Raw genomic sequence first — 23,216 nt, 5'->3', positions numbered from 1 at the left:
GGGCCCCCCGGGGGGCGCCGCGGGGGGGGGGGGGGGGGGGGGGGGGGGGGGGGGGGGGGGGGGGGGGGGGGGGAGGGGGGGTGGGGGGGGGGGGGGGGGGGGGGGCGGGCGGCCGGGGGGGGGGGGGGGGCGCCCCCCCCCCCCCCCCGGGGGGGGGGGGGGGGGGCGCCCGGGGGGGGGGGGGGGGGGGGGGGCGCCCCCCCCCCCCCCCCGCCCCCCCCCCCCGCCGCTCCTCCGCCCCGCCCCGCCCTGCTCGCCCGCCCTGCTCGGCTGCCCGCCTGCTCACCCGCTCGCCTGGTTCGCCCGTTTGCCGCCCGCCTGCCCTGCAAGGCCCGCCGCCCGCTCAGCGGACCGGAGCGGGCCGGCGAGGACGGGCGAGCGAGGCGTGCGGGGCAGCCCGGACGCTCCGGACGTCAGCCGGGCGTCTGCTCGGACGGCGGGCGCAGGAGCAGCGCCTGCCTGGCGGACGCGACGTGATGCCGCATCGCGGCCACCGCCGCCTCAGGATTGCGCGTCACGATGGCCAGGAGGATCGCCTGATGCTCCTCTAACGAGCCGGCCCGCGGATGCTGCGCGGACAGGTTGCGATACTGCCGCATCACCAGCGGATACAGCAGCGTGTCATACGCCCTGGCCAAAGTCCGCTGATGCGCCGCCGCCTTCACCTGCTGATGGAACGTGCGGTTCCCCTGCGAGTACGCCGCCTGATCACCCCGCGCCTCGCAGTCCTCCATGAACTCCAGCGTCCGGCGCAACTCCTCGATCTCCTCCGCGGTGGCCCGCTCCGCGGCCTTGCCCGCCAGCGCCGACTCCAGCACCTCGCGCGCCTCCAGGATGTCCGCCGCCTCCTCGACGGAGAAGCTGCGCGTGCGCACCCCGCGGTTCACCTCGCTGGTGACGTACCCCTCCTGGGTCAGCCGGACCAGCACCGAGCGCATGGTGCTGCGGGAGACGTTGAACCTGCTGGTCAGCTCCGCCTCGGTGAGGCGGGCGCCGGGTTCGATGCCGCCCGACAGCAGCAGCGAGCGCAGCCCCTCGTACGCCTCGTCGTGCCGGGTGCGCGAGGTCTTGTCCTGCGCGTCGGCGTGTTCCCTGACTTCCACCATGATCACCTTGTGCTTCGGAGGAGATGCTCGTTGCTCCCGGAGTATTCCTGCTCTCCGGCCTGCCACCCGCCATGCCCCGAACGTCCCGTGTGTCGCCCGCCCCGGCTCGGCGTCCGGCGGGCGCGTCAGCGTAGGTGGCGGAGGATGGCGTGGCGGATCTGCTCGGGCGTCATCGGGTCCGTCGACAGGGCGCTGTGCAGGACGAGGCCCTCGATGAGCGCGTCCAGCTCCCTGGCCGTGGTGGCGTCGAAGTGGCGCTCCAGCGCCCGGCGGCTGCGCGCCATCCACGCCTGGGTGACGGCGCGCAGGGCGGGGTTGCGCGCCGCGGCCACGTACAGCTCCACGGAGAGGACCAGGTCGTGCCGCGAGCCGAGCAGGTCGGCCGAGACCATCGCGATGACCGCCTCGGCCGCCTCGTCCGGGTCGCGGGCGGCGCTCATGCGTTCGTCGAAGACGCGCGCCACCGCGTCGGCGTGCCGGGTGAACGCCTCGGCGAGCACCTCCTCCAGCGACGTGAAGTGGTACGTCATCGAGCCGAGCGGCACGTCGGCGGCGCGGGCGATCTCCCGGTGCGTCGTCCCGGCGACGCCGCGCTCGGCGATGACGGCGAGGGCGGCGTCGATCAGCCGATCCCGCCGCCCGGGATCGTGCCGCCGCGCCCGCCTCCGTGGCGCGGCCCCGCTCGCGTCCTCCGCGCCGCGCCCGGCCCGATCGTGCCCAGTCCCGCTCGGGTCGCTCCGATGGTGCGGGAGTCCGCTCGGATCGGGCCGAGTCCCGCTCGGGTCGCCCCGATCGCGCGGCGGCCCGTTCATCTCGCCTCTGTCGCGCCCGGCTCGATCGTACGAATCACCCGGGCGGGATTCCCCACCGCCACCACGTTCGCCGGCAGATCCCGGGTGACCACCGCCCCGGCCCCGACCACGGTGTTCTCCCCGATGGTGACCCCGGCCAGCACGATCGCCCCGCTCCCCAGCCACACGTTGTCGCCGATGACGATCGGCTTGGCGGCCTCCCACTTGGCCCGCCGCAGCTCCGGATCCACCGGATGCGTCGGCGTCATGAGCTGCACGTTCGACCCGATCTGCACGTCGTCGCCGATGGTGATCGAAGCCACGTCCAGGGCGACGAGACCGAAGTTGGCGAACGAGCGGGCGCCGATGCGGATGTGGCTGCCGTAGTCGACCCACAGCGGCGGCCGGATCACGGTCCCCTCACCGACGGCCCCCAGCAGGTCTTCCAGCAGCCGCTGCCGGAGCTGCGGGTCGCGGGCCGACGACCCGTTGTACGCCTCCATCAGGTCGGCGGCGCGCAGCAGGTGCTCGCCCAGCTCAGGGTCGTCGGCGAGGTAGAGGTCGCCGGCGAGCATCCGTTCGCGCATCGTGCGGTTGTCCACGTCAGGTATCATGTGTACGAGCGTACATAAGATTCCGTCAGCAGTCCTGCGACGCCGGCCGCGTGCCGACGGCCGCCAGCCGCCGCAGAGCCGCCTGGGAGGCGGAGCCCGGGACCGTCGTGAACAGGTCGAGCCGCAGGGGCGGATCGTCCGGCAGCGGCAGCAGCTCACCGTGCACCTCGATGGCGCCCACCTGCGGATGCTCCAGACGGTAGACGCGGTGTGTGACGCCGCGCACGTGCAGGGCGTTCCAGAGGCCGTCGAACTCGGGGCTCTCCGCCCGCATCCGCGCGATGTGCGCGGCCAGGGCGGCGTCCCCGGGGTAGCGGGCGGCCAGCGTACGCAGGTGCGCGACCGCCTCCCGCGCCACCCTGGATAGCTGGTCGCCGTGCAGCCGGCGGAAGTCCGCGTTCAGGAAGAGCAGGTGACTGATGCTGCGCCGCTCGCGCGGGACCACGGCGAAGTCGGCCCACAGGGCCGCGCCCAGCCGGTTCCAGGCGACGACCGTCGTGTCGCTGTCGAGGATGAGCGCGGGGACGGTCTCCATGGACGCGAGCAACTGGCGCAGCCCCGGCCGCAGCGCCGGGGTCTCCACCGGCGGGGCCGGCTCGGGGTGGGCGCGGCGGTGCAGGTAGAGGCGTTCGTCCTCGGTGAGGCGCAGCGCGCGGGCGACCGCGTCGAGCACGGCGGCCGACACGTTGCGCGCGTTGCCCTGCTCCAGCCGCGTGTAGTGGGCGATGCTCACCCCGGCCAGCGCCGCCAGCTCCTCGCGGCGCAGCCCCGGCACGCGCCGCCGCTCCCCTGACGCGGCCAGCCCGACGTCCTCCGGGCGCAGCCGGGCCCGCCTGGACTGCAGGAACGCGGCGAGCTCCCGGTCCTTACCCTTGTCGTGGCGCACGTCGGACCATGCTAGCCAGCCGCCTGATCAAACGTTGCGTAGGCAAGGCGGGGGTCTGGCTCGGGCGGCGTCCGGTGATCCAAGCTGGTCGCCATCCACGAGTTTGGGGGACGTTCATGACAGACGCAGGTGAGGGCCGCGCGTGGGTGGCGGGGTTCCGCTCGGGCGTGATCAGCCCGTACGAGCAGATCAAGCTGGCCGAGTCGCGCGGTTTCCGTGACGAGACGGTACGCCAGGCGCTCGTGCTGGCCGGAGGCGGCGACCAGGTGCGCGTCCGGCTCACCAACCGCTATGGCCGCGCGCCGCTGACGATCGGGGCCGTTCGGGTGGCGCTGCGCCCGACCGGCGATGGGTTCGTGCCGGAGACCGGGCGAGAGGCGCGGTCCGGTGACGCGGCCGGTGGCGAGGCGCGGTCCGGTGACGCGGCCGGTGGCGGGGTGCGGTCCGGTGACGCGATCGTGCCCGGGACCGAGCGGGAGGTGCGGTTCGGTGGGGCGGGCGAGGTGACGATCCCGGCGGGCGGCGAGGTCGTCGGCGACCCGGTGGAGCTGGTCGTGCGGGCGGGCGAGCACCTGGTGCTGAGCCTGTACGTGCCGGGCGGGACGGAGCCCGCGACCTTCTCCCACCAGCCGATGGAAACGGCCTACGTCGCGCCGGGCGACCAGGTGAGCGCCCCCGCGCTGCCCGGCGCGGAGCAGGTCGCCGCCCGCTTCTACGTGTCCGGCGTGGACGTGCGTGCGCCGCGCGGCACGTCGATCGGGGTCGCGTTCGGCGACTCGTGGTTCGAGGGCGTGGGCACCACGATGGGCGCCGACCGGCGCTCGGTGGACGTGCTGAACGCGCGCCTGCCACGCGGCTGGGTGGTCAACCAGGGCATCGCGGGCAACCGGCTGCTGGTGGACGAGATCGGCGAGCACGGCCTGGCCCGCCTGGAGCGGGACGCGCTGTCCGTGCCGGGCGCGACGCACGTCCTCGTGCACTTCGGCATCAACGACCTCGGCCTGCCGGGCATGGCCGGGGCGCCGCCCGCGACGGCCGAGGACCTGATCGCCGGGTTCACCGAGCTGGGCGGGCGGGTGCGGGCGGCGGGCATGAGGGTGCTGGCCGCCACGATCGGGCCGTTCGCCGGTGCGATCTATCCGGGGGTGAGCACGCCGGAGGGGGTGGCGGCGCGGCGGCGGGTGAACGAGTGGATCCGTACGGGTGCGGCGTTCGACGGGGTCTTCGACGTGGCCAAGGCGGTCGAGAAGCCGGACGAGCCCGACTTCATCAGGCCGGAGTTCGACGCGGGCGACGGGATGCACCTCAACGACGTCGGCGCCCAGGCCATGGGTGCTGCGGTGAACCTCGCCGACCTACTGCTCTGAACTGCTCTGAACGCCGTGCCGGTGGATGGATGGCAAGATGTGGTGATCGCGACGTACGACCAGAAAGAGGCACCACCGGCATGGCCGTCATCCACCGCACCGAACTCAAGCCGACCAAGCTGGAGCTGCTCACCGCCTGGTTGCCCACCCGCCCGTGGTACCGGGGTGGCGCGCCGGAGCTCGTCAAGGCGGGCGGTTTCCGGCTGGACGATCCCGAGGGGGCGGTCGGCATCGAGTTCATGGTGGTCACCGACGTCTCGGGGCCCGAGCCCGCGTCCTACCTGGTGCCGCTGACCTACCGGGGCGCGCCGCTCGACGGGGCGGAGCACGCGCTCGTCGGGACCATGGAGCACGGGGTGCTGGGGCGGCGCTGGGCGTACGACGGGTGCCACGACCCGGTGCTGGTCGGCCAGTTGCTGGCGCTGATCGGGGGCAAGGCGGAGGCTCAGGACCAGAACGCCAGCGACACGCCCGATCGGGAGGTCACCCGCTCCTGCTCCGGTCCCGTCCCCTCGGGGCTCGCCGCCGCCGACGACGATCGCGAGGGCACGGAGCTGCGCGCGCCGGACGGGACGGTGCTGCGCGTGCGCCGGCTCCTGCACCCGGACGCGAACGCCTCGAACGCCTCGAACGGCGCGGACGGCGCGGACGGCGGGAACGGCGCGGACGGCGCGGGGCCGGGGGTGACCGGCTATGTGGCGGGTGCCTGGAACCTGCTCGACGGCACCCGCGTCCGAGGCCTGCTGGCCGTTCTGAGCGAGTGAGAGGTCAGGCGTCGGTAGCGGTCTTGATCGCGCTGCCCGCCAGCCACTCCTCCCACGACTTGGCCCACGGCGTCGGCCCGTTGCCGAACTGGAGCCTTTGCGAAGTCCCGGTGACCTTGATGATGTCGCCCCGCTGGGTGAAGTTGTAGAACCAGCGGGCGTCGCCGGTCCCGGCGTTCACGCAGCCGTGGCTGACGTTGCGGTGCCCCTGTGCCCCGGTGGACCATGGCGCGGCGTGGAAGAACATGCCGCTGTAGGTCATCCGGACGTTCCACTTGGTGTGGTGCAGATACTCGCCCGGGATGCCGATGGTGGCGGAGTCCATGAGGAAGTTCTCCGCCTTCTCCTGGGCGATCATGGTGCCGGACCAGCTCTCGAAGCCCGGCTTGCCCAGGCTGACGGGGATCTTACGGACGACCTCGCCGTTCTTGCGCACGATCGCCCGGTGGGTCTTGTTGCGGATCGTGGTGATGTGCTCGGGCCCGACGGTGAACGTCACGCTGCGGTCCCTGGCGCCCCACACGCCCCGTCCGATCCGCAGGCCGGCCAGGTGCGCGACGACCGTGACCCGTTCGCCGGCCGGCCAGTACGCGCGCGGCCGGAACTGCACCTCCCGGTCGCTCACCCAGCTCCACGAGCCCTCCACCGGCTTGGACATGTGCACCGTCAGCGACCGTTCGACCGCGACCCGATCCTCCAGCCGGCTGGCCGGCTTGGACAGCAGGATCTGGATCGGCATCCCGACGCCGACCTTCTCGCCGTTGAGTGGCGACAGGCCGGTCTCCAGCACGTGCTTCGGCTTCAGCGTGGTGAACGCGGAGCGCTCCGTGACGGTCTGCCTGCCGTCGGCGCCGGTGGCCTGCGCCCGCACCGTGTAGGCGGTGGACGGCTTGAGCGGCCAGGTGGGCCGCCACGTCCCGTCCGGGCCCAGGTTCCCGGCGATCTCGTGCCCCTTGGCGTCCAGGACGGTCAGCGCGGTGACCCGGCCGTCGGTGACCTTGACGCCGATGCCGATGTCCGGCGGCACCTTCTTCGTGCCGTGGGCGGGTGAGATCGCCAGCGCGGGAGGCGGCGGCGCGACCTGCTTCTGGACCTTGACGGGCTGCTCGGCCGAGGTGCACCCGGCCAGCAGGAGCAGCATCACCGTGGACGTGCTGATGAGTATGGTGCCGCCGTTCCGCATCGCCGATGTCCTTACTTCTCCCGACACATGGTCCCTCTTCGGGACGAGAAGGGTTATGCCCGTCACTCAGAGTAATCATGCGGAAACGGCACCAACAGGTGCGTCAGCCCCGCGAGGCGGGCTTGAGCAGGCCGCTCTCGTACGCCGCGGCCACCGCCGCGGCCCGGTCCTTCACCCCGAGCTTGGCGAAGACGTGCAGCAGATGCGTCTTCACCGTCGCCTCCGTGATGAACAGCCTCCCGGCGATCTCCCGGTTGGTCGCCCCCCGCGCGATGAGGGCGAGCACCTCCACCTCCCGCGGACTCAGCACCCGGGCGGGAGCCTCGCGGGCCTTCTGGCTCAGCACCCCGGCCACCGTGGGCGACAGGACCGTCTCGCCCCTGGCCGCGGCCAGCACCGCGCGCCGCAGCTCGTCGCGCGGGGTGTCCTTCAGCAGGTAGCCGGTCGCGCCCTGCTCGATGGCGGGCAGCACGTCGGCGTCGTCGTCGAACGTGGTCACGACCAGCACCCGCACGTCCGGCTGCTGCTCGCGCAGGCGGCGGATGACCTCGACGCCGCTCATGTGCGGCATCCGCAGGTCGAGCAGGACCACGTCGGGGCAGGTGCGCAGCGCCACCGCCAGCGCCTCCCGGCCGTCGGCCGCCTCGCCGACGACCTCGAAGTCGCCGGTGGCGAAGATCCCGCGCAGCCCGTCGCGCACCATCGGGTGATCGTCCACGATGATCAGGCGAATCGGCATGGCTCACGACCTCGCGGGGGCGGGGATGGCGGGTACGGTGGCGGAGATCCCGGTGCCCTGGCCAGGGGCGGTCTCGACGGCGAAGCTGCCCGCCAGGCGGATGACGCGCTGCCGCATCCCGATGAGCCCGAACCCGCTCGACTCGCCGGGTTCGCCGGGCTCGTGCACGAAGCCCGTCCCGTCGTCGCGCACGTCCAGGGCGACCACGTCGTCCATGTAGGAGAGCGTCAGGACCACCCGGGCGGCCGAGGCGTGCTTGGCGACGTTGGCCAGCGCCTCCTGCGCCACCCGTAACAGCGTGCTCTCCACCTCGGCGTGCAGCGGCCGGGCGTCGCCCGTCACGGACACGGCGGCGGGCACCCCCGACACCCGCGACCACCGCTCCGCCACCTCGGACAGGGCCGCCGCGAACCCCGTGCTCTCCTCCAGCGGCACGGGCCGCAGCGCGTGCACCGAGCGGCGCGCCTCGGCCAGGCTCTCCCTGGCCAGGCCGCGCACCGTGTCCAGCCGCTCGCCGGCGCCCGGCACGTCGCCGAGCGCTTCGAGCTGGGTGAGGATCGCCGTCAGGCCCTGCGCGATGGTGTCGTGGATCTCCCTGGCCATCCGCTGGCGCTCGCCCAGCACGCCCGCCTCACGGGCCTGGGTCAGGAGCTGCGACTGCAGGTTCGCGTTCTCCTCGGCGAGCGCGGCCAGCCTGGCGGTGGTCTGCTTGAGCCGCTCGTTCTGCTCGGCGACCGTCTGGAAGACCAGGCCCGCCATCGAGGAGATCAGCACCCCCACGACGAAGGACGCGAGCAGCTCCACGGGGGTCCGCCCGTCGGCCGGGCGGGCGGCGACGAGCAGGCCGACCGTCACCGCCACCCCGGCGTACGCCCACAGGCCGGGCAGCAGGGCGAAGCACTGCAGGAACGCCCCCACCCCGGTCACCGTGAACACCGTGTCGATCCGCACCAGCGCCGCCACGGTCGCCAGCAGCACCACGAAGTGCACGATCACCACCCAGCGGCGGGCGATCCAGCCGGGGTGCGCCGTCACGACCACCCAGTGCCAGGCCACCGAGAACAGCGCCAGGGCCAGCACCTCCACCCGCCACTCCCGCAGCAGGGAGAACAGCGCGGGCAGCAGGACGAGCAGGTACGGCAGCGCCGCCAGGACCCGGTCCCAGCGCCTGAACGTCACCACCGGTACGCCTTCAGCGCGACGCCGCCCGCCACCACCGTGACAGCCACCATGATCCCCAGCGTAGCCCCCGAGGCGGGAACGCCCTCCCACCCGTCGCGGACCGCCCGCACCACGGGCGCCATCGGCATCAGGTCGCCGATCGCCCGCATGGAGCCCGACATCGTCTCGCGCGGGATGACGGCCCCCGACAGGAACACCATGGGGAAGAACAACCCGAGCCCGACCACGGTAGCCGCCCGCCCGCTCGGCACCACCGCGCCCAGCAGCAGCCCGATCGCGCCCAGGCTGAGCGCGCCGAGCAGCCAGCCCAGCAGCACGCCGGGCAGGCTCGCCGGAGCCGCCAGCCCGAACCCGGCGGCTCCGACGGCGACGATCAGCGCCGTCCCGGCCACCGCCAGCAGCGTGTGGGCGATCCACTGCGCGCCGAACAGCATGGCCGGCGCGGCCGGGGTGACGCGCAGCCGCCGCAGCACGCCCCGCTCCCGGTACTGGGCCAGCGTGGCGGGCAGCACCACCAGCGTGGCCAGCCCGATGACGAAGACGGCCAGCATCGGCACGGTCGCGTCCACGACCGGCACCCCGCCCGGCAGCGGCTTGTTCCCGCCGCGCAGCTTGACCCAGAGCATGATCAGCGGGAAGGCCAGCGCGAAGAACGCGGACATGGGGTCGCGCAGGCCCAGCTTGAGCTCGACGGCGACGACGTTGGCGAAGCCCTTCATGGTCAGTTCCTTCCGGTGAGTGCGAAGTAGGCGTCCTCGAGCGAGCCGGTGCCGGCCTGGCCGATCAGCTCGCGGGGGCTGCCCTGGGCGGTCACGCGGCCGCCGTCGATGATGGCGACGCGGTCGCAGAGCGCCTCCGCCTCGTCCATGAAGTGCGTGACCATCACGACGGTCACGCCGCGCTCGCGCATCGCGCGGATCAGACCCCACGTCGTACGGCGGGCGTCCGGATCCAGGCCCGTGGTCAGCTCGTCGAGCAGGACCACCTCGGGGTTGCCCACCAGCGCCAGGGCGATGAACAGCCGCTGCTTCCAGCCGCCGGACAGCCCGCCGAACCGGCTGCCCTTCCTCGCGGTCAGGCCCCATTCGTCCATGAGCGCCCGATAGTCGGCGGGACGGTCGTAGAAGGAGGCGTACATCCGCAGCGCCTCACCCACCTTGATCCCGTCAGGCAGCGCCGCCTCCTGCAGTTGCGCGCCGATGCGCTGCTGCAACGCGCGCCGGTCGCCGCCGTGCGGGTCCAGGCCCAGCACCCGCACGCTGCCGCTGTCGGGACGGCGCAGCCCCGACACGCACTCCACGACCGAGGTCTTCCCCGCCCCGTTGGGGCCGGCGAGCCCGAAGATCTCGCCGCGCCCCACCGTGAGGGAGACGCCGTTCACGGCCTGGTTGCCCTGGTAGCTCTTACGCAGGTCGGTGATCTCGATGACTGTCATGCATCGAGGATCTTCCGCCCGTGCCCGCCCCGATATCCACCGATCGGTTGACCCCCCCGCCCGGGAAAAAGCTGCCGTGGCGGCAGCTCACGACCGACGCGGCGGGTAGGCGAACTCCCGCACGTCGGCGAACGTCTGGGGGCCGGTGATCGCGTAGCCGTGGGCGGCCTCGCCGGCGAGGTGCCGGGGGCCCACGTCGAGAGTGTCGGCGGTTCGCCAGCGGCCGTTGATCCGTTGTTCGACGACGTACCTGAACTCGTTGAAGTCCTGCTCGGACGAGACGAACGTGTTGACGACGGTCAGCGAGCCGCGGCCGGTGGTCAGTGACGGCGGGAGCTCCGCCGTCTGGTCCTGCCATCGGTACGTTTCGCGTGCCGGCAGCGGGCGCCAGGTGGCTGCCTGGGTTCCGTTCACCGTGATGGTGGCGTGCTGCTCGCCGATGCCCGCGTCGAGGCGGCGGGTCAGGCGGACGCCTGTGTTGGACGGGTGCACTGTCACGGTGAAGCGGCTCGAACCGCCGGGGCCGAACGCGCGGCCGTCGTCCGCGATGGTGGGGGGTTCCGGGGTGGTTCGGTGTGGCAGCCAGGTTCCTACCAGGAGGCCCAGGATGGCGGCGGCCAGCGAGGCGAGCACGGCGACCCCCAGCGACCGGCCCCGCGCCCGCTCCTTGCCCGGCGACGTGTCCACGCACGTCCCGCCCGCCTGAGCCGCCGCTTCCGGCTCGTCCTGTGGCGCCGCCTCGTCGCGTTCCACCGTCGCGGCAGGCGTGACGCGCAGTGGCGACGCGACCGTGGCCAGCGCACTGAGCTGCGCCTGAGCCTCCGCCTGCGCCCGTGCCGCCATGGCCGCCAGCCGCGCCACCCGTACCCGCTCCCACGCCCGCTCCCACGCGGGCAGCCGATGCTCGGGCACCCGGCACCCCCGCAGGAACGCCACCATCACCGCCTTCTTCGGGAACCGCCGCCCCGCCAGCATGTCGGCGCAGGTGGCCCGGGGCAGCCGCGTCCCACCGGCCCGATCGGCCCGGGCCTGCAACTCCCGCAACGACACGTCCGCCCGCGCGAACTGCTCCGCCAGCAGCCGCACCAGCTCCTCGTGCCGCGTCACCGACTCCAGGCCGCCACGAGCCTGCGCCCCGGCGACCCCTTCCAGCTCCGTGCTCATCCGCGCCTCTCCCGACCAGAACCGGGGTGTGCCAGTGATGGTCAGTGTACGAGTGATGACGCTGCGTGCACGAAGCATTTTCCGCCAGGCGGGGTCTCCCCGCCCCCGCGCCGGGAGACCCTCGTGGAGCAGGCCGCAAGCGCCATGGGCGCCTCGGGCGTGAGGCTACGGCGCGCGGGCTTCAGGCCTGCTTCATCGGGTTGTCGTGACGGCGACGCCCGGGTGGCCGGTCGGCGAATCAGAGCGAGTCGATCCAGCGTTCCAGCCGGTGGCCCTCCGTCCGCATCAGGCCGGGGTCGCGGAAGGTGTTGGTCAGCAGCGCCGCCCCCTGGTACGCGGCGAACAGGGCGACCGCCAGCTCCCGCGCGTCCGCCCGCCCCATGGCCGCGAACTGGCTCTCCACCCAGTCGACCATCCGCCCCATGACCTGGGCGATGGCGCGGTCGAGGCCGTCGTCGCGCTTGTCGAGCTCGGCGGCGAGCGTGCCGGTCGGGCAGCCGTACTTGGCGGTGAGGTCGCTCTCGCCGATCCAGCCCCGCAGCAGCGCCTTGAGCCGCTCCTGTGGCGTGCCGAGCCGCTCCAGCGTCTCGATCATGGTGTCGAGGTGGTGGCCGTGCTCCTCGATGGCCGCCTCGACGAGCTGGTCCTTGGTCTTGAAGTAGTAGTAGACGTTGCCCACGGGAACGTCGGCCGCGCGCGCGATGTCGGCGAGGGTGGTCTTCTCGACGCCCTGCTCGTGCAGCACCCGTACGGCGGCGCCCGCGAGCCGCTCCCGCTTCCCCGCCCGTGTTGAGTTAGTCACCTGACTAACTATAGACACGCCGCTTGGCATCCCGCTATGGTCGTGGCACTGAGTCAGTCAACTAACTAACTCCTGAGGAGTGTTCCATGTTCGTCGTCACAGGTGCCACCGGGAACGTCGGAAGCGAGCTGGTGCGGCTGCTCGCCGCCGCAGGCGAGCAGGTCACCGCCGTCTCCCGGCGTCCCGCGCCCCTCCCCGGCGGTGCGCGGCACAGCGCCGGAGACCTGGGGGATCCCGCCGGTCTGAAGGCCGCCTTCGAGGGGGCCGGTGCGCTGTTCCTGCTCGTCGCCGGGGACGAGCCGCGCGCCGTGCTCGAAGCGGCTGCGGCGGGCGGGGTCCGGCGCGTGGTGCTGCTCTCCTCACAGGGCGCGGGGACCAGGCCGGGCTTGTACGGGCATCCGGTCGCCTTCGAGGAGGCCGTGCGCGAGTCGGGGCTGGAGTGGACGATCCTGCGGCCGGGCGGGTTCGCCTCCAACGCGTTCGCCTGGGCCGAGCCGATCCGCGCGCACCGCACGGCCGCCGCGCCGTTCGCCGACGTGGCCCTGCCCGTCATCGATCCGGCCGACATCGCGGAGGTCGCTTCCGTGGTGTTGCGTGAGGACGGGCATGCGGGGCGGACGTACGTACTGACCGGGCCGGGGCCCGTCTCGCCGCGGGAGCGGGCCGCCGTGATCGGTGAGGCGGTGGGGGCTGAGGTGCGGTTCGTCGAGCAGAGCAGGGAGGAGGCTCGGGCACAGATGCTGGGCTTCATGCCTGAGCAGGCCGTCGAGGGGACGCTGGCCATCCTCGGGACGCCGACCGAGGAGGAGCGGCGGGTCAGCCCGGACGTGGAACGGCTCCTCGGCCGCGCCCCGCGCACCTTCGCCGACTGGGCGGCCCGCAACGCCGTGGCCTTCCGGTGACCGGCGTGACCGCCTCTGATGGTCGCGGCCTTCCGGTGACCGGCGCGCCCGTCCGTAGCATCGCGGGCTCCCGATGACCGGCGCCACCGTCCGCCTGCCTCGCGCGGCGCGGGACTTCCTGGCCGAGCCCGGCGTGGCGACCCTGACCACGCTGCGGCCCGACGGCACCCCGCACGTGGTGCCCGTCCGCTTCACCTGGGACCGGGAGTCGGGCCTGGCCCGCGTCCTGACGGTCGCCACCTCCCGCAAAGCCCGCAACTTGACCACCACCCCCGCCACCCCGGCAGCCCTCCCCGTCCCTGCCACCCCGGCCACCCCCGGCGGCCGGGCGGCGCTCTGCCAGGTCGCGGGCTTCCGCTGGCTCACCCTGGAAGGCCGGGCCACGGTCTCCCACGACCCGCACCGCATAGCCGAAGCCACCACCCGCTACACCCACCGCTACCTCTCACCCCCGCCCGCCCCGCCAGGCCGGGTCGTGATCGAGATCGCGGTGGACCGCTTCCTGCACCTGAACCTCTGAAAGGACCCGCACGACATGCCCATCCAGCAAGTCCTCGACTCCGCCATCTCCTACCGCGACCTCGGCACCGGCGCCCCCATCGTCTTCCTGCACGGCAACCCCACCTCCTCTCACCTGTGGCGCGCCGTCATGCCCGCCATCGGCCAGGGCCGCCGCCTGGCCCCCGACCTGATCGGCATGGGCGACTCAGGAAAGCCCGCCATCGACTACACCTTCGCCGACCAGGCCCGCTACCTCGACGCCTGGTTCGACGCCCTGGACCTGCGCGACGTGCTGCTCGTCGGCCACGACTGGGGCGGCGCGCTCGCGTTCGACTGGGCCGCCCGCCACCCGGACCGGGTGCGCGGCATCGCCTTCACCGAGGCCATCGTCAAGCCGATGACCTGGGAGGAGTTCCCCGAGGGCGGCCGGCCGCTGTTCCGGGCGATCAAGACCGACGGTGTCGGCGAGACCATGATGCTCGACGACAACGCCTTCCTGCGCGGCCTGCCCGGCAGCGTCGCCACGCCGATGGCCGACGAGGACACGCAGGCGTACCTGCGGCCGTACCCGACGAGGGAGAGCAGGCTGCCGCTGCTGCGCTGGGCCCGCTCGATGCCGCTGGACGGCGAGCCCGCCGACGTGGTGGCCAGGATCGAGGCGTTCGACCGGTGGCTGGCCGCCAGCGTCGAGGTGCCGAAGCTGCTGATCGACTTCCGGCCCGGCCCCGGCATGATGTGGACGCGGGAGACCATCGACTGGTGCCGCGCGAACATCGCGTCCCTGGAGGTGGTGGAGCGCGAGGAGGTCGCGGGCCACCACACTCCGGAGGACCATCCGGAGGTGATCGCCGAGGTGGTCACGGCGTGGATGGCCAAGCACCTCTGACCGGTCGGGATGCAAGTCGTACGGGTGTTGGCCTACACTTGTTGTCATGGCATTCACCGAGAGATCGGCAGCCACCAGGAACGCCATCCTCTCGGCTGCCAGGAAGCTGCTCGTCGAGCGCGGCTACGAGGCGATGACGATCCGGGCGGTCGCCTCCCTGGTCGGCGTGGACCCGTCCATGGTCATGCGCTACTACGGCAGCAAGGCCGGGCTGTTCCACGCCGCCGTGGACGTGGACCTGCAGCTCGACAAGCTCGCCCGGCCGCCGCGCGAGCGGCTCGGCGAGCTGATCGTGCGGCACTTCCTGTCCCGCTGGGAGGGCGAGCAGGCCGACGACGTGCTCATCCTGCTGCTCCGCTCCGCCAGCACCAACCCCACGGCCGCTGAGCGGATGCGGGAGGTGTTCGCGACGCAGATCACCGCGCTCGTCGCCCGCCTGACCGGCGCGCCCGACGCCGAGCACCGCGCCGCGCTCGCCTCCACGCAGCTCCTCGGCCTGGCACTGACCCGGTACGTGCTGCGCTTCCCGCCGATGGCGGACGCCGACGTCGACACGCTCGCCCGCGACATCGGGCCGGTGGTGCAGCACTACCTGACGGGCGGCGCGCAGCCGCTCACGCGGTGATCCGGCTGCGCTCCTGCTCGATGATCGGCTCGATCTGCAGGTCGTAGTTGCACAGCACCACCGCGACCCAGTCGAGGTCGAGGTAGATGCTCCAGTTCGTCGAGCCGCCCGCGATGCCGCCGCCGTGGGAGATGTAGCGGCGGTCGTTGAAGGTGGACGCGGTCGGCCCGTACGCGTGGAACGCCTCCCCGCGGCGCGGATCCGCCGGGCCCTCCCGCAGGGGCGGGCCTGACACCTTCGCGTTCACGTACAGCTCGGTGTAGGCGCGCTTCAGCAGCTCGTCGCGTTGCAGCGCGAGCGCGAAGCGCACCATGTCGGGGGCGGTCGTGAAGCCGTTCCCGCCGCCGGACCCGATGAACGCGCGGGCCGAGTTGCTGCCCTTCACCCCGCTGACGCCGCCCTTGTCCAGGTTGCGCACGCCGTCGACGCGCGTGCCGTCCTCCTGCAGCATGTACGGGTGCGCGATGCGCTCGTCCGCCAGCCACCGCGTCCTGGTGAAGTAGGCCGAGTCGGCCATGCCCGCCCGCTCGAAGACGTGCTCGCGGACGTACTCGTGGAACGGCTGCCCCGACACCTTCGCGACCAGCTCGCCGAGCACCTCGTAGCCCATGCTGGAGTACTCCTTGGCGGTGCCGGGCGTGAAGCGCAGCCGCTGCGATCGGGCGCGGGCGGCGATGTCCTGGTTGCGTTCCTCGACGCTGGTGAAGACGCGCGGGTCCGTCGCGTCGTTGGTGGGGTCGGTCATCCCTGAGGTGTGCGTGAGCATCTGGTGAACGGTGACGTTCTCGGCGATCTCCGCCGGGAAGCCGTCCAGGTGGGCGCCGACCTTGTCGTAGAACCTGAGCTTGCCCTGCTGGGCGAGCCGCACCACGGCCAGGCCGGTGAAGGGCTTGGAGGCGGAGGCCATCGCGTAGATCGTGTCCAGGTCGTTGGGGACGCGTCGTTCCCTGTCGGCCATGCCGTACGCGCGGGCCAGCACGTGCCGGCCGCGGTGCGCCAGCAGCACCGTCCCGGAGAACTGGTCGCGTTCAGCCAGGTCCTTGAGGTACCGGTCGAACGCGCCGCCCGGCCGCAGGTCGGCGGGGATCCCGTCGGAGCGGTCGGCCGCCGCGGCGACGCCGGACGCGGCCACCACGCCTCCCGCCGTCAGGGGCACGGCTCCCAACAGGCCCAGCGCGGTGCGCCGGGACAGGCCGTGGGCACGTCCGGGCAGGTCGCGCGCGGTGTGCAGGGACGGACCGTGGACACGTCCGGGCAGGTCGTGCGCGGTGCGCCCGGACGGCTCGGCGGCGGATTCGGTCATGGGTGCCTCTTCTCGTCGTGATCTTCGCGGACTGGGCACGATGCAACCGCGCACGGCGTTTCCGCGCCGTTTCCGCCGCCTAGCGGGCGCTATTTCCCATGTAGCGCCTCCTGTCCGACAGACAAGAACCATCGGACAGGAGAACACGGATGACGATTCTCGTGACCGGCGCCACGGGGACTGTCGGCCGCCGCATCGTGAGCGAGCTGGCCGGACGCGGCGTACCCGTACGGGCGCTGACCAGGAACCCCGGCAAGGCCGCGTTCCCCGACGGCGTCGAGGTGGCCTGCGGCGACCTGACCGAGGCCGCGACGCTGGCCCCCGCGCTGGAGGGCGTGACGGGGCTGCACCTGATCACGTTCGGCGGGGACGACGGCGCGCCGCTGGAGAACGGGCCGGAGCTGGTCGAGCTGGCGGCCCAGGCCGGCGTGCGGCGCGTCAGCGTGCTGAGCGGCTGGGACGAGTCCACCGTCGAGGAGGCGCTGCGGGCCGGGATGCTCAGGTGGACGCGGCTCCAGTGCGTCGAGTTCATGGCCAACGCCTTCGACTGGGCCGACTCCATCCGGCGGGAGGGGGTGGTGCGGGTCTTCGGCAACCATCCTGGTGCCGTGGTGCACGAGGCCGACATCGCCGCCGTCGCCGTGGCGGCGCTGGTCGAGGAGGGGCACGCGGGGGAGACGTACCTGCTGACCGGGCCCGAGACGCTCACGCCGGAGCAGCGGACGCGGCTGATCGGCGCGGCGATCGGGCGGGAGCTGCGGTTCGAGGAGCAGAGCGAGGCGGAGTACCGCGCCGCCATGCGGGCGGCGGGGGTGGGCGACGAGCTGATCGAGTTCGGGGTCCAGCTCGGCGCGAACCCGCCGGACGCCGGCTCCGTCGTGCTGCCGACCGTGGAACGCGTCACGGGCCGTCCCGGACGAACGTTCGCCCAGTGGGCCGCCGAGCACGCCGCCGCCTTCCGCCCTCTCTGAGCCGAGCACCCCGCGGCCTTCCGCCCCCTCGGACGCAGAGCACCCCGCCGCCCTTCCGCACCTTTGAGAGGAAATTTCATGACCATTCACCCGTTCCGGATCGAGATTCCGCAGCAGGACCTGGACGACCTGCACGCCCGCCTGGCCCGCACCCGCTGGCAGGACCAGCTCCCCGGCACCAGCTGGGAGCGCGGCGTCCCGGTCGGCTACCTGCGCGAACTCGCCGAGTACTGGCGCACCGGCTACGACTGGCGCGCCCACGAGGCCAAGCTCAACGAGCTGCCCCACCACACCACCACGATCGACGGACAGCGCCTCCACTTCGTGCACGTCCGCTCGGCGCGCGCCGACGCGCTGCCGCTCATGCTGCTGCACGGCTGGCCGGGGACGTTCGTGGAGTTCCTGGACGTCATCGAGCCGCTCTCCCGCGACTTCCACCTGGTCGTCCCGTCGCTGCCGGGCTTCGGCTTCTCCAGCCCGCTGTCCGCCACCGGCTGGGACGCCGCCCGCACCGCCCGCGCCTTCACCGAGCTGATGGACCTGCTCGGGTACGGCCGGTACGGCGTGCAGGGCGGCGACGCCGGAGCCTTCATCGCCCCCGAGATGGGCAGGCACGCGCCCGATCGGGTCGCCGGAATCCACCTCAACGCCGCCCTCACCTTCCCCGCCGGGCAGGAGGGGGAGATGGACGGGCTGTCGGAGGAGGAGCGGCGGCGATGGGAGGCCATGGAGAACATGAACGACGGGTACCTGCAGACGCAGTCCAAACGGCCGCAAACCGTGGCGTACGGGCTGCACGACTCGCCGGTGGGGCAGCTCGCGTGGATCATGGAGAAGTTCAAGGAGCTGACCGAGCCCGTGGAGGGGCTGCCGGAGGAGTCGCTCGATCGGGACCTCATGCTGACGAACGTGAGCTTGTACTGGCTGACGGGGACGGCGGGGTCGTCGGCGCAGTTCTACTACGAGAACATGAGCGCTCCGGCGGGCTGGGGCGACTCCGAGAGCCCGGCCGGTGAGGATGACTGGGCCGCCGCTGCCCGGGGCGCCGTCCCCACGGGCGTGCTCGTGTCCAAGGCCTGCGACGTCACCATCCGCTCCTGGGCCGAACGCGACCACAACCTCGTCCACTGGTCCGAGTACGACCGGGGCGGGCACTTCTTCGCCGCCGAGCAACCCGCTCTCTTCACCGACGACGTCACGGCCTTCTTCACCAAGCTCCGCTGACCCAGCACCCGCCTTCTAGATCGGCAACTTGGTAGGGTGCCCAGGTCCGGTGCAGCGCGCAGGGGGAGAGGAGCTGGGCGACGATGCAGGCGTCAGAGGTCAGACGAGCCACAGCAGCGGCGATGGCGACCGCCGCATCACTCGGTCTGACCGCCGACGACGCGATCGTCCTCAACAACTCCAACAAGCTCGCTCTGCGCCTGCTGCCGTGCGACGTCCTGGCCCGCGTGGCACCCGTGGAGAACCAGGCGCTGGCGTTCGAGATCGACATGGCGCGACGGCTCGCCGAGGCGGGGAGCCCCGTGGCGAGTCTCGATCCGCGGGTGGAGCCGCGGGTGCACGAGCGTGACGGCTTCGCGATCACGCTGTGGACCTACTACTCACCGGCCACGCCCGACGAGATCCCGCCGGCCGGCTACGCCAAGGCGCTCGAACGGCTGCACGCCGGCATGCGCACGATCGACGTCCCGGCGCCGCACTTCACGGACCGGGTCGAACAGGCCCAGCTCCTCCTGGCGGACCGCGACCGCTCCCCGGAGCTCCCGGACGCGGACCGGGAGCTCCTCACCGACACGCTCCGGAACATGAGCCGGGCCATCAGCGAGCGCGGTGGCGCCGGGGATCAGCTCCTGCACGGTGAGCCGCATCCGGGCAACCTGCTCGCCACGCGGGAGGGGCCGCTGTTCATCGACCTTGAGACGTGTTGCCGCGGGCCCGTCGAGTTCGACCTCGCCCACGCGCCCGAAGCGGCCGGTCCGCACTACGCGGGTGCCGATCAGGAGTTGCTTCGTGAGTGCCGGGCGCTCATGTGGGCGATGGTCACGGCGTGGCGGTGGGATCGCAACGATCAGCTTCCGGACGGGCGGCGGCTGGGTGTGGAGTGGCTCGGCCAGGTCCGGGCGGCGATCGGGCGCGACGAGCTGGACGCTCGCGGGTGACAGGGCACCGCCCAGAACCGACCGACGCACCCCGCCACCGACCGCCAGCGTCCAGCCGACGAGTGCGCCTCGGAGGCTCGTGGGTGGCGATCAGGCGGACCAGCGCGCCCCGGAATCTGGTCGGCAGCGTCCAGCCGACCGATGCGCCTCAGAGGCTGGTGGGTGGCGTCAGGTGGACCAGCGCGCCCCGGAATCTGGTCGGCAGCGTCCAGCCGACCGGTGCGCCTCGGAGGCCGGTGGGTGCGTCAAGTCGACCAGTGCACCTCCGTCTCCGGCCGGTAGCGGCACGTCGAGCCGGTGGACACCGAGGCGCGCAGGTGGGCGGCCAGCTCCGGATGCCGCTGGTCGAGCTGGCGAAGCGTGTTGCGGATCCGGTTCGTGACCGCCTTACGAGCACGCTCGGCCTCGTCCCCCAGACGGCGGGGACGACCGCCCAGCCCGGTGGCCGCACGCAGCTCGTCCAGCAGCGCCTGCCGCTCCACGTCGAACTCGGCCGCACGACGCTCCTCGCCCAGCCCCACCGCCCGCTCGATCTCCTCGTCCAGTAACTCCAGCCGCCTGCGGTAACGCGCCCTGGCCTCCTCATCCAGCACGTCGTCACCGCCCATGCCGCGCGCCGTGACCACCACCTCACCACCGGCCGGGTCGAGCAACTCGACCGCAGGCACGTCCCTGCCGGGGTGGGCGAGCAGGACGCGCAGGTCGGCCAGGCCCTTGGCGTCGGGCAGGTGCACGGTGCGGCCGGCGAAGGTCAGGGCCCACACCTCCCCGTCCAGGCGGAAGGCGTTGGCGGTGCCGGGGCTGGGCAGGCGTACCAGCATGCCGAGCTCCGCCGCCTCCCGCTCCACCTGCTCGATCAGCGCCGAGGCGTCGTCGCCGCGCGCTTGGAGGGCCCGAGCCAAATGGGCCCGCGACTCGACCGACCAGGGCCGCGCGCCCAGGACGTCCGCCGCCTGGTAGGCCGCGGTGAAGCCGGCGATCGCGTCGTCCCAGCGTTCCTGGGCCGCGTCCAGCACGGCGGCCCAGTGGGCGTACGGGCCCTCGACGGTGACGGTCGCGGTGACGCCCCACTGGCCGACGTACGGGGAGATCGCGGCGCGGGCGCGCTCGCACAGCGCCGGGTCCTTCGAACGGGCCGCCGCCTGCGCCTGGAACCTCAGCCACAGCGGCGCCATCCAGCGCAGGTACTGCTCGCCCGCCGCCATGATCTGCGCCGGATACCGCCCGGCCGTCTCACCGCCGTCTCGCCACCGCCCGGCGGTCTCGCCGCCGTCGTCGTGCCGTGGCGCCGCCGTCGCCAGGTCGTCCCGCTGCACTGCCGTCACCGCCCGGAAGAGCGGGACGTGCTGACTGCCCGCCGCCTCCATCTCCGCCAGGACGGCGTCGGTCACGTCGAAGCGGCCCCTGAGGAGGGCGGCTGACCAGCGTTGCATCCAGCGCAGGTCCTGCCTGCCGATGCCGGGCTGCTCGCCGAGGTCGTAGGCGGCGTCGATGTGGGTGTCCGCCTCGTCGAAGCGGCCGGTGAGCGTGGCGAACATGGCCCGCAGCACGGTGGCCTCGTGCTGGAACAGGGCCAGCCCCGAGGACTCCGCCCGGGTGGTGAACGCGCGCTGCTCGGCCAGGCAACGGGGGTCGCCCAGCTCCAGCAGGGCTCCGGCGCGCCAGGAACGGGCGGTCAGGCCGAGCTGGTCGTCGCCGGTGCGGGCGGCCACCGCTGACAGCTCCGTCGTGATCGCCAGGCGTTCGGCCGTGGTGCCCGGGTCCCAGATGACGGCCAGTCTGGACAGGAGGCTGTAGGCGAGCGCCTCGTCGTCCGCGCCCTGTCTGGCCAGGTCGGCGGCCACCTCGGTCAGCTCACGCGCGGCGGCGTTCAGCCGGTCGTCGTCACCCTCACGCAAGCCCGCGCTCGCGCCCCCACCTGCGCCCGTCTCCCAGCTCGCGCTCGCGCCTCCGCGCGTGCTCGCGCCGCCGTCTGCGCCCATCCTCCCGCCCGCGCCCATCCTCCCGCCCGCGCCCATCCTCCCGCCCGCGCCCATCCTCCCGCCCGCGCCCATCCCGGCGCCCATCCTCCCGCCCGCGCCCGTCCTCCCGCCTGCGCCCGTCCCCGCGCCGGCACCCACTTCCGCGCCTGCTCCCGTCCCTGTGCCCGTCCCCGCGTCGGCGCTCATCTGTCCGCCGACGCCCACTTCCGGGCCTGCGCCCGTCCACACGCCTGCGCTCATCTCCCCGCCTGTGCCCATCCCTCCGCCCGCACCCAGCAGCGCGTGATGGGCGGCGTGGGCGAAGTCGGCCCAGCGCCCTTGCCCTGTGGCGCACACGTCGTGCAGCTTCAAAGCCGCGACCGCCAGCAGATCGGGCGCCCCCAGGCGACGGGCGACCGCGAAGGCCGCCTCCAGACTGCGTCCCCCCGAAACGCTGTCACCCGCGCGATGCTGCGCCACGCCCAGATCGAGCCCGATCACCGCCCGCCGCCGCGACTCGGACTCGGGCGTGAGCTCCAGCGCCCGCCGATAGTGCCCTGCCGCCTCCTCGTCCGCCATCCGCCCCTCGGCATCCCGGGCCGCCGCCAGCAGCAGGTCAACCGCGCCGGGCGCACCGGCCAGGCAGGCGTGGTGGGCGCGCACGGCGGGCGGCGCCGTGTCGAGCGCCACCAGGGCGGACGCGTGCAGGGCGGCCCGGCTGGGCACGTCCAGCTCGGCGTAGAGCGTCTCCCGCACCAGGTCGTGCACGAACGAGTGGCGCCCCGAGCCGTGCGAGACGACGAGCTTGGCCGCGACCGCCTGTTCGAGCGCCTCGACGACGGGCAAGCCGGGACGGGCGCCGTGCCGCAGGCCCGCGGCGAGGGTGTCCTGGGTGAACTCGCGCCCCAGCACGGCCGCCATCCGCAGGACAACCAGCACCCCGCCCGCCAGCCGCGACAGCCGCCGCCGGATCGCCGCCTCCACGCCCGGCGGGATGGTGGCGAGCGGGCTGCCGCCCTGCCACAGGCGGGCCGTCTGCTCCACGTAGAACGGGTTGCCGCCCGTGCGCCGGTGGATCTCCGCGACCAGGCCCGGCTCCGGGTCCAAGCCCGTCGTACGGGCCACCAGCCGCCGCACGCCTTCGAAGTCGAGGCCGGTCAGCGTCACTGTGGTGGCCTTGGCTTCGAGCGGGAGGCCGGTCACCTCGCCGTCGCGGTATGTGCCGATCACCAGCAGCCGCTCGGACCAGGCGTGCCGCACCACGAACTCCAGCAGCCGCAGCGACGCGGCGTCCGCCCAGTGCAGGTCTTCCAGCACGACCACCACCGGCTGCTCCCGCGAGGCGCCCACCAGCAGCCGCGTCACCGCGTCGTAGAGCTGGAACGCCTCCCCGTCGGCCCCCGCCAGGCTCTGCGGCGTGGCCCCCGGCGCGAGCTGCCTGACCACCTGCACCCACGGCCAGTGGCCCGGCGCGCCCTCGCCCTCCCAGCAGGCGCCGGCGAGCAGCCTGGCGCCCGCGCGGACGGCCTCCCCGGCGGCGCTCGCCACCAGGGTGCTCTTGCCGATGCCCGCCTCGCCCGCCACGAGCACCAGCGCCCCATGGCTGATCAGCGCGCGCTCGATCTCGCCGCGCAGGAGGGCGGCGGGGCGTTCGCGTCCGATGAGCGTGGCCATGGCGGGAACCTTACGCGGGCGCACCGACAATCCGGGGGCTGTGAAAGTTTCAGCGGGAACGCCCAGGTCGGTGGCGGTCCTCTGGCTGCCGATTTGACGGCCGGTCAAGGGCGTGCGATCAAGTCTCGTGCGAGGGCGCCCCGCTCCAGGAGGGCGTGCGATGTAGTACGGCGAACTGACGAGCCGGGCCTCGAGGAA

At 73.3% G+C, this 23,216-nt stretch carries 22 protein-coding genes; 9 read left to right on the top strand and 13 right to left on the bottom strand.

The window, feature by feature from the left end:
* Positions 1–413: 413 nt before the first annotated feature.
* The 4 genes from FXF51_RS55780 to FXF51_RS55765 form a co-directional block, all read right to left on the bottom strand.
* On the bottom strand, positions 414–1,106 hold the full coding sequence (locus FXF51_RS55780; protein WP_148443011.1) for a GntR family transcriptional regulator: 693 nt from the start codon (positions 1,104–1,106) through the stop codon (positions 414–416).
* Between the two features lie 125 nt (positions 1,107–1,231).
* On the bottom strand, positions 1,232–1,918 hold the full coding sequence (locus tag FXF51_RS55775) for a TetR/AcrR family transcriptional regulator (protein WP_148443010.1): 687 nt from the start codon (positions 1,916–1,918) through the stop codon (positions 1,232–1,234).
* A complete protein-coding gene (locus tag FXF51_RS55770; RefSeq protein ID WP_148443009.1) occupies positions 1,915–2,511 on the bottom strand; it encodes a sugar O-acetyltransferase in 597 nt (198 codons plus the stop codon). The genes FXF51_RS55775 and FXF51_RS55770 overlap by 4 nt, the downstream gene beginning before the upstream one ends.
* Before the next feature lie 25 nt (positions 2,512–2,536).
* The gene (locus FXF51_RS55765) at positions 2,537–3,397 is read right to left on the bottom strand and encodes a helix-turn-helix domain-containing protein (RefSeq protein ID WP_148443008.1); all 861 of its coding nucleotides are present in this window, start codon (positions 3,395–3,397) and stop codon (positions 2,537–2,539) included.
* 116 nt (positions 3,398–3,513) lie between these two features.
* Between FXF51_RS55765 and FXF51_RS55760 the strand changes: the two genes are divergently transcribed.
* Both FXF51_RS55760 and FXF51_RS55755 read left to right on the top strand, forming a co-directional pair.
* Positions 3,514–4,764 carry a GDSL-type esterase/lipase family protein gene (locus FXF51_RS55760; protein WP_148443007.1) on the top strand — a complete coding sequence of 417 codons (1,251 nt, stop codon included), beginning with the start codon at positions 3,514–3,516 and terminating at the stop codon, positions 4,762–4,764.
* An 80-nt stretch (positions 4,765–4,844) separates the two neighbouring features.
* Positions 4,845–5,528: a maltokinase N-terminal cap-like domain-containing protein gene (locus FXF51_RS55755; RefSeq protein ID WP_148443006.1), complete on the top strand. Its 684-nt coding sequence runs from the start codon at positions 4,845–4,847 to the stop codon at positions 5,526–5,528.
* Between the two features lie 4 nt (positions 5,529–5,532).
* On the opposite strand, the gene FXF51_RS55750 is transcribed toward FXF51_RS55755, so the two are convergent.
* The 7 genes from FXF51_RS55750 to FXF51_RS55720 all read right to left on the bottom strand — a co-directional run bounded on the left by FXF51_RS55750 (position 5,533) and on the right by FXF51_RS55720 (position 12,033).
* A complete protein-coding gene (locus FXF51_RS55750) occupies positions 5,533–6,711 on the bottom strand; it encodes an Ig-like domain-containing protein (RefSeq protein WP_148443005.1) in 1,179 nt (392 codons plus the stop codon).
* A 103-nt stretch (positions 6,712–6,814) separates the two neighbouring features.
* Entirely contained in the window at positions 6,815–7,450 is a 636-nt protein-coding gene (locus tag FXF51_RS55745; RefSeq protein ID WP_148443004.1) for a response regulator, read from the bottom strand.
* Positions 7,451–7,453: 3 nt separating this feature from the next.
* The gene (locus FXF51_RS55740; protein ID WP_148443003.1) at positions 7,454–8,632 is read right to left on the bottom strand and encodes a sensor histidine kinase; all 1,179 of its coding nucleotides are present in this window, start codon (positions 8,630–8,632) and stop codon (positions 7,454–7,456) included.
* Positions 8,626–9,351, bottom strand: coding sequence for an ABC transporter permease (locus FXF51_RS55735; protein WP_148443002.1), 726 nt, complete (start codon positions 9,349–9,351; stop codon positions 8,626–8,628). Before FXF51_RS55735 ends, FXF51_RS55740 begins: the two co-directional genes overlap by 7 nt.
* Before the next feature lie 2 nt (positions 9,352–9,353).
* Complete coding sequence (locus FXF51_RS55730; protein WP_148443001.1) at positions 9,354–10,067, bottom strand: ABC transporter ATP-binding protein; 714 nt, start codon at positions 10,065–10,067, stop codon at positions 9,354–9,356.
* Between the two features lie 87 nt (positions 10,068–10,154).
* The gene (locus FXF51_RS55725) at positions 10,155–11,231 is read right to left on the bottom strand and encodes a hypothetical protein (RefSeq protein WP_148443000.1); all 1,077 of its coding nucleotides are present in this window, start codon (positions 11,229–11,231) and stop codon (positions 10,155–10,157) included.
* Between the two features lie 238 nt (positions 11,232–11,469).
* The gene (locus FXF51_RS55720; protein ID WP_262380542.1) at positions 11,470–12,033 is read right to left on the bottom strand and encodes a TetR/AcrR family transcriptional regulator; all 564 of its coding nucleotides are present in this window, start codon (positions 12,031–12,033) and stop codon (positions 11,470–11,472) included.
* An 86-nt stretch (positions 12,034–12,119) separates the two neighbouring features.
* On the opposite strand from FXF51_RS55720, the gene FXF51_RS55715 reads away from it, so the two are divergent.
* The 4 genes from FXF51_RS55715 (at position 12,120) to FXF51_RS55700 (ending at position 14,947) form a co-directional block, all read left to right on the top strand.
* Positions 12,120–12,935: an NAD(P)H-binding protein gene (locus FXF51_RS55715; protein ID WP_148442998.1), complete on the top strand. Its 816-nt coding sequence runs from the start codon at positions 12,120–12,122 to the stop codon at positions 12,933–12,935.
* Positions 12,936–13,008: 73 nt separating this feature from the next.
* Positions 13,009–13,455 carry a pyridoxamine 5'-phosphate oxidase family protein gene (locus FXF51_RS55710; protein WP_148442997.1) on the top strand — a complete coding sequence of 149 codons (447 nt, stop codon included), beginning with the start codon at positions 13,009–13,011 and terminating at the stop codon, positions 13,453–13,455.
* A 15-nt stretch (positions 13,456–13,470) separates the two neighbouring features.
* Positions 13,471–14,322, top strand: coding sequence for a haloalkane dehalogenase (locus FXF51_RS55705; RefSeq protein ID WP_148442996.1), 852 nt, complete (start codon positions 13,471–13,473; stop codon positions 14,320–14,322).
* A gap of 46 nt (positions 14,323–14,368) precedes the next feature.
* A complete protein-coding gene (locus tag FXF51_RS55700) occupies positions 14,369–14,947 on the top strand; it encodes a TetR family transcriptional regulator (RefSeq protein WP_148442995.1) in 579 nt (192 codons plus the stop codon).
* On the opposite strand, the gene FXF51_RS55695 is transcribed toward FXF51_RS55700, so the two are convergent.
* On the bottom strand, positions 14,937–16,250 hold the full coding sequence (locus FXF51_RS55695) for a serine hydrolase domain-containing protein (protein WP_148442994.1): 1,314 nt from the start codon (positions 16,248–16,250) through the stop codon (positions 14,937–14,939). The genes FXF51_RS55700 and FXF51_RS55695 overlap by 11 nt on opposite strands.
* A 149-nt stretch (positions 16,251–16,399) precedes the next feature.
* Here FXF51_RS55695 and FXF51_RS55690 point away from each other — a divergent pair, with 149 nt between their 5' ends.
* The 3 genes from FXF51_RS55690 (at position 16,400) to FXF51_RS55680 (ending at position 19,383) form a co-directional block, all read left to right on the top strand.
* Entirely contained in the window at positions 16,400–17,221 is an 822-nt protein-coding gene (locus tag FXF51_RS55690) for an NAD(P)H-binding protein (protein WP_148442993.1), read from the top strand.
* 78 nt (positions 17,222–17,299) lie between these two features.
* The gene (locus FXF51_RS55685) at positions 17,300–18,445 is read left to right on the top strand and encodes an epoxide hydrolase family protein (protein ID WP_148442992.1); all 1,146 of its coding nucleotides are present in this window, start codon (positions 17,300–17,302) and stop codon (positions 18,443–18,445) included.
* Between the two features lie 83 nt (positions 18,446–18,528).
* Positions 18,529–19,383 carry an aminoglycoside phosphotransferase family protein gene (locus FXF51_RS55680; protein WP_148442991.1) on the top strand — a complete coding sequence of 285 codons (855 nt, stop codon included), beginning with the start codon at positions 18,529–18,531 and terminating at the stop codon, positions 19,381–19,383.
* A gap of 245 nt (positions 19,384–19,628) precedes the next feature.
* Here FXF51_RS55680 and FXF51_RS55675 read toward each other — a convergent pair whose 3' ends face one another.
* Positions 19,629–23,018 carry an ATP-binding protein gene (locus FXF51_RS55675; RefSeq protein WP_148442990.1) on the bottom strand — a complete coding sequence of 1,130 codons (3,390 nt, stop codon included), beginning with the start codon at positions 23,016–23,018 and terminating at the stop codon, positions 19,629–19,631.
* Between the last annotated feature and the right edge of the window lie 198 nt (positions 23,019–23,216).

Origin of the sequence: Nonomuraea sp. PA05 (genome assembly GCF_008086045.1) — a bacterium.
Taxonomy (GTDB): Bacteria; Actinomycetota; Actinomycetes; order Streptosporangiales; family Streptosporangiaceae; genus Nonomuraea; species Nonomuraea monospora.
This window is presented reverse-complemented; position numbering and strand designations above follow the sequence as displayed.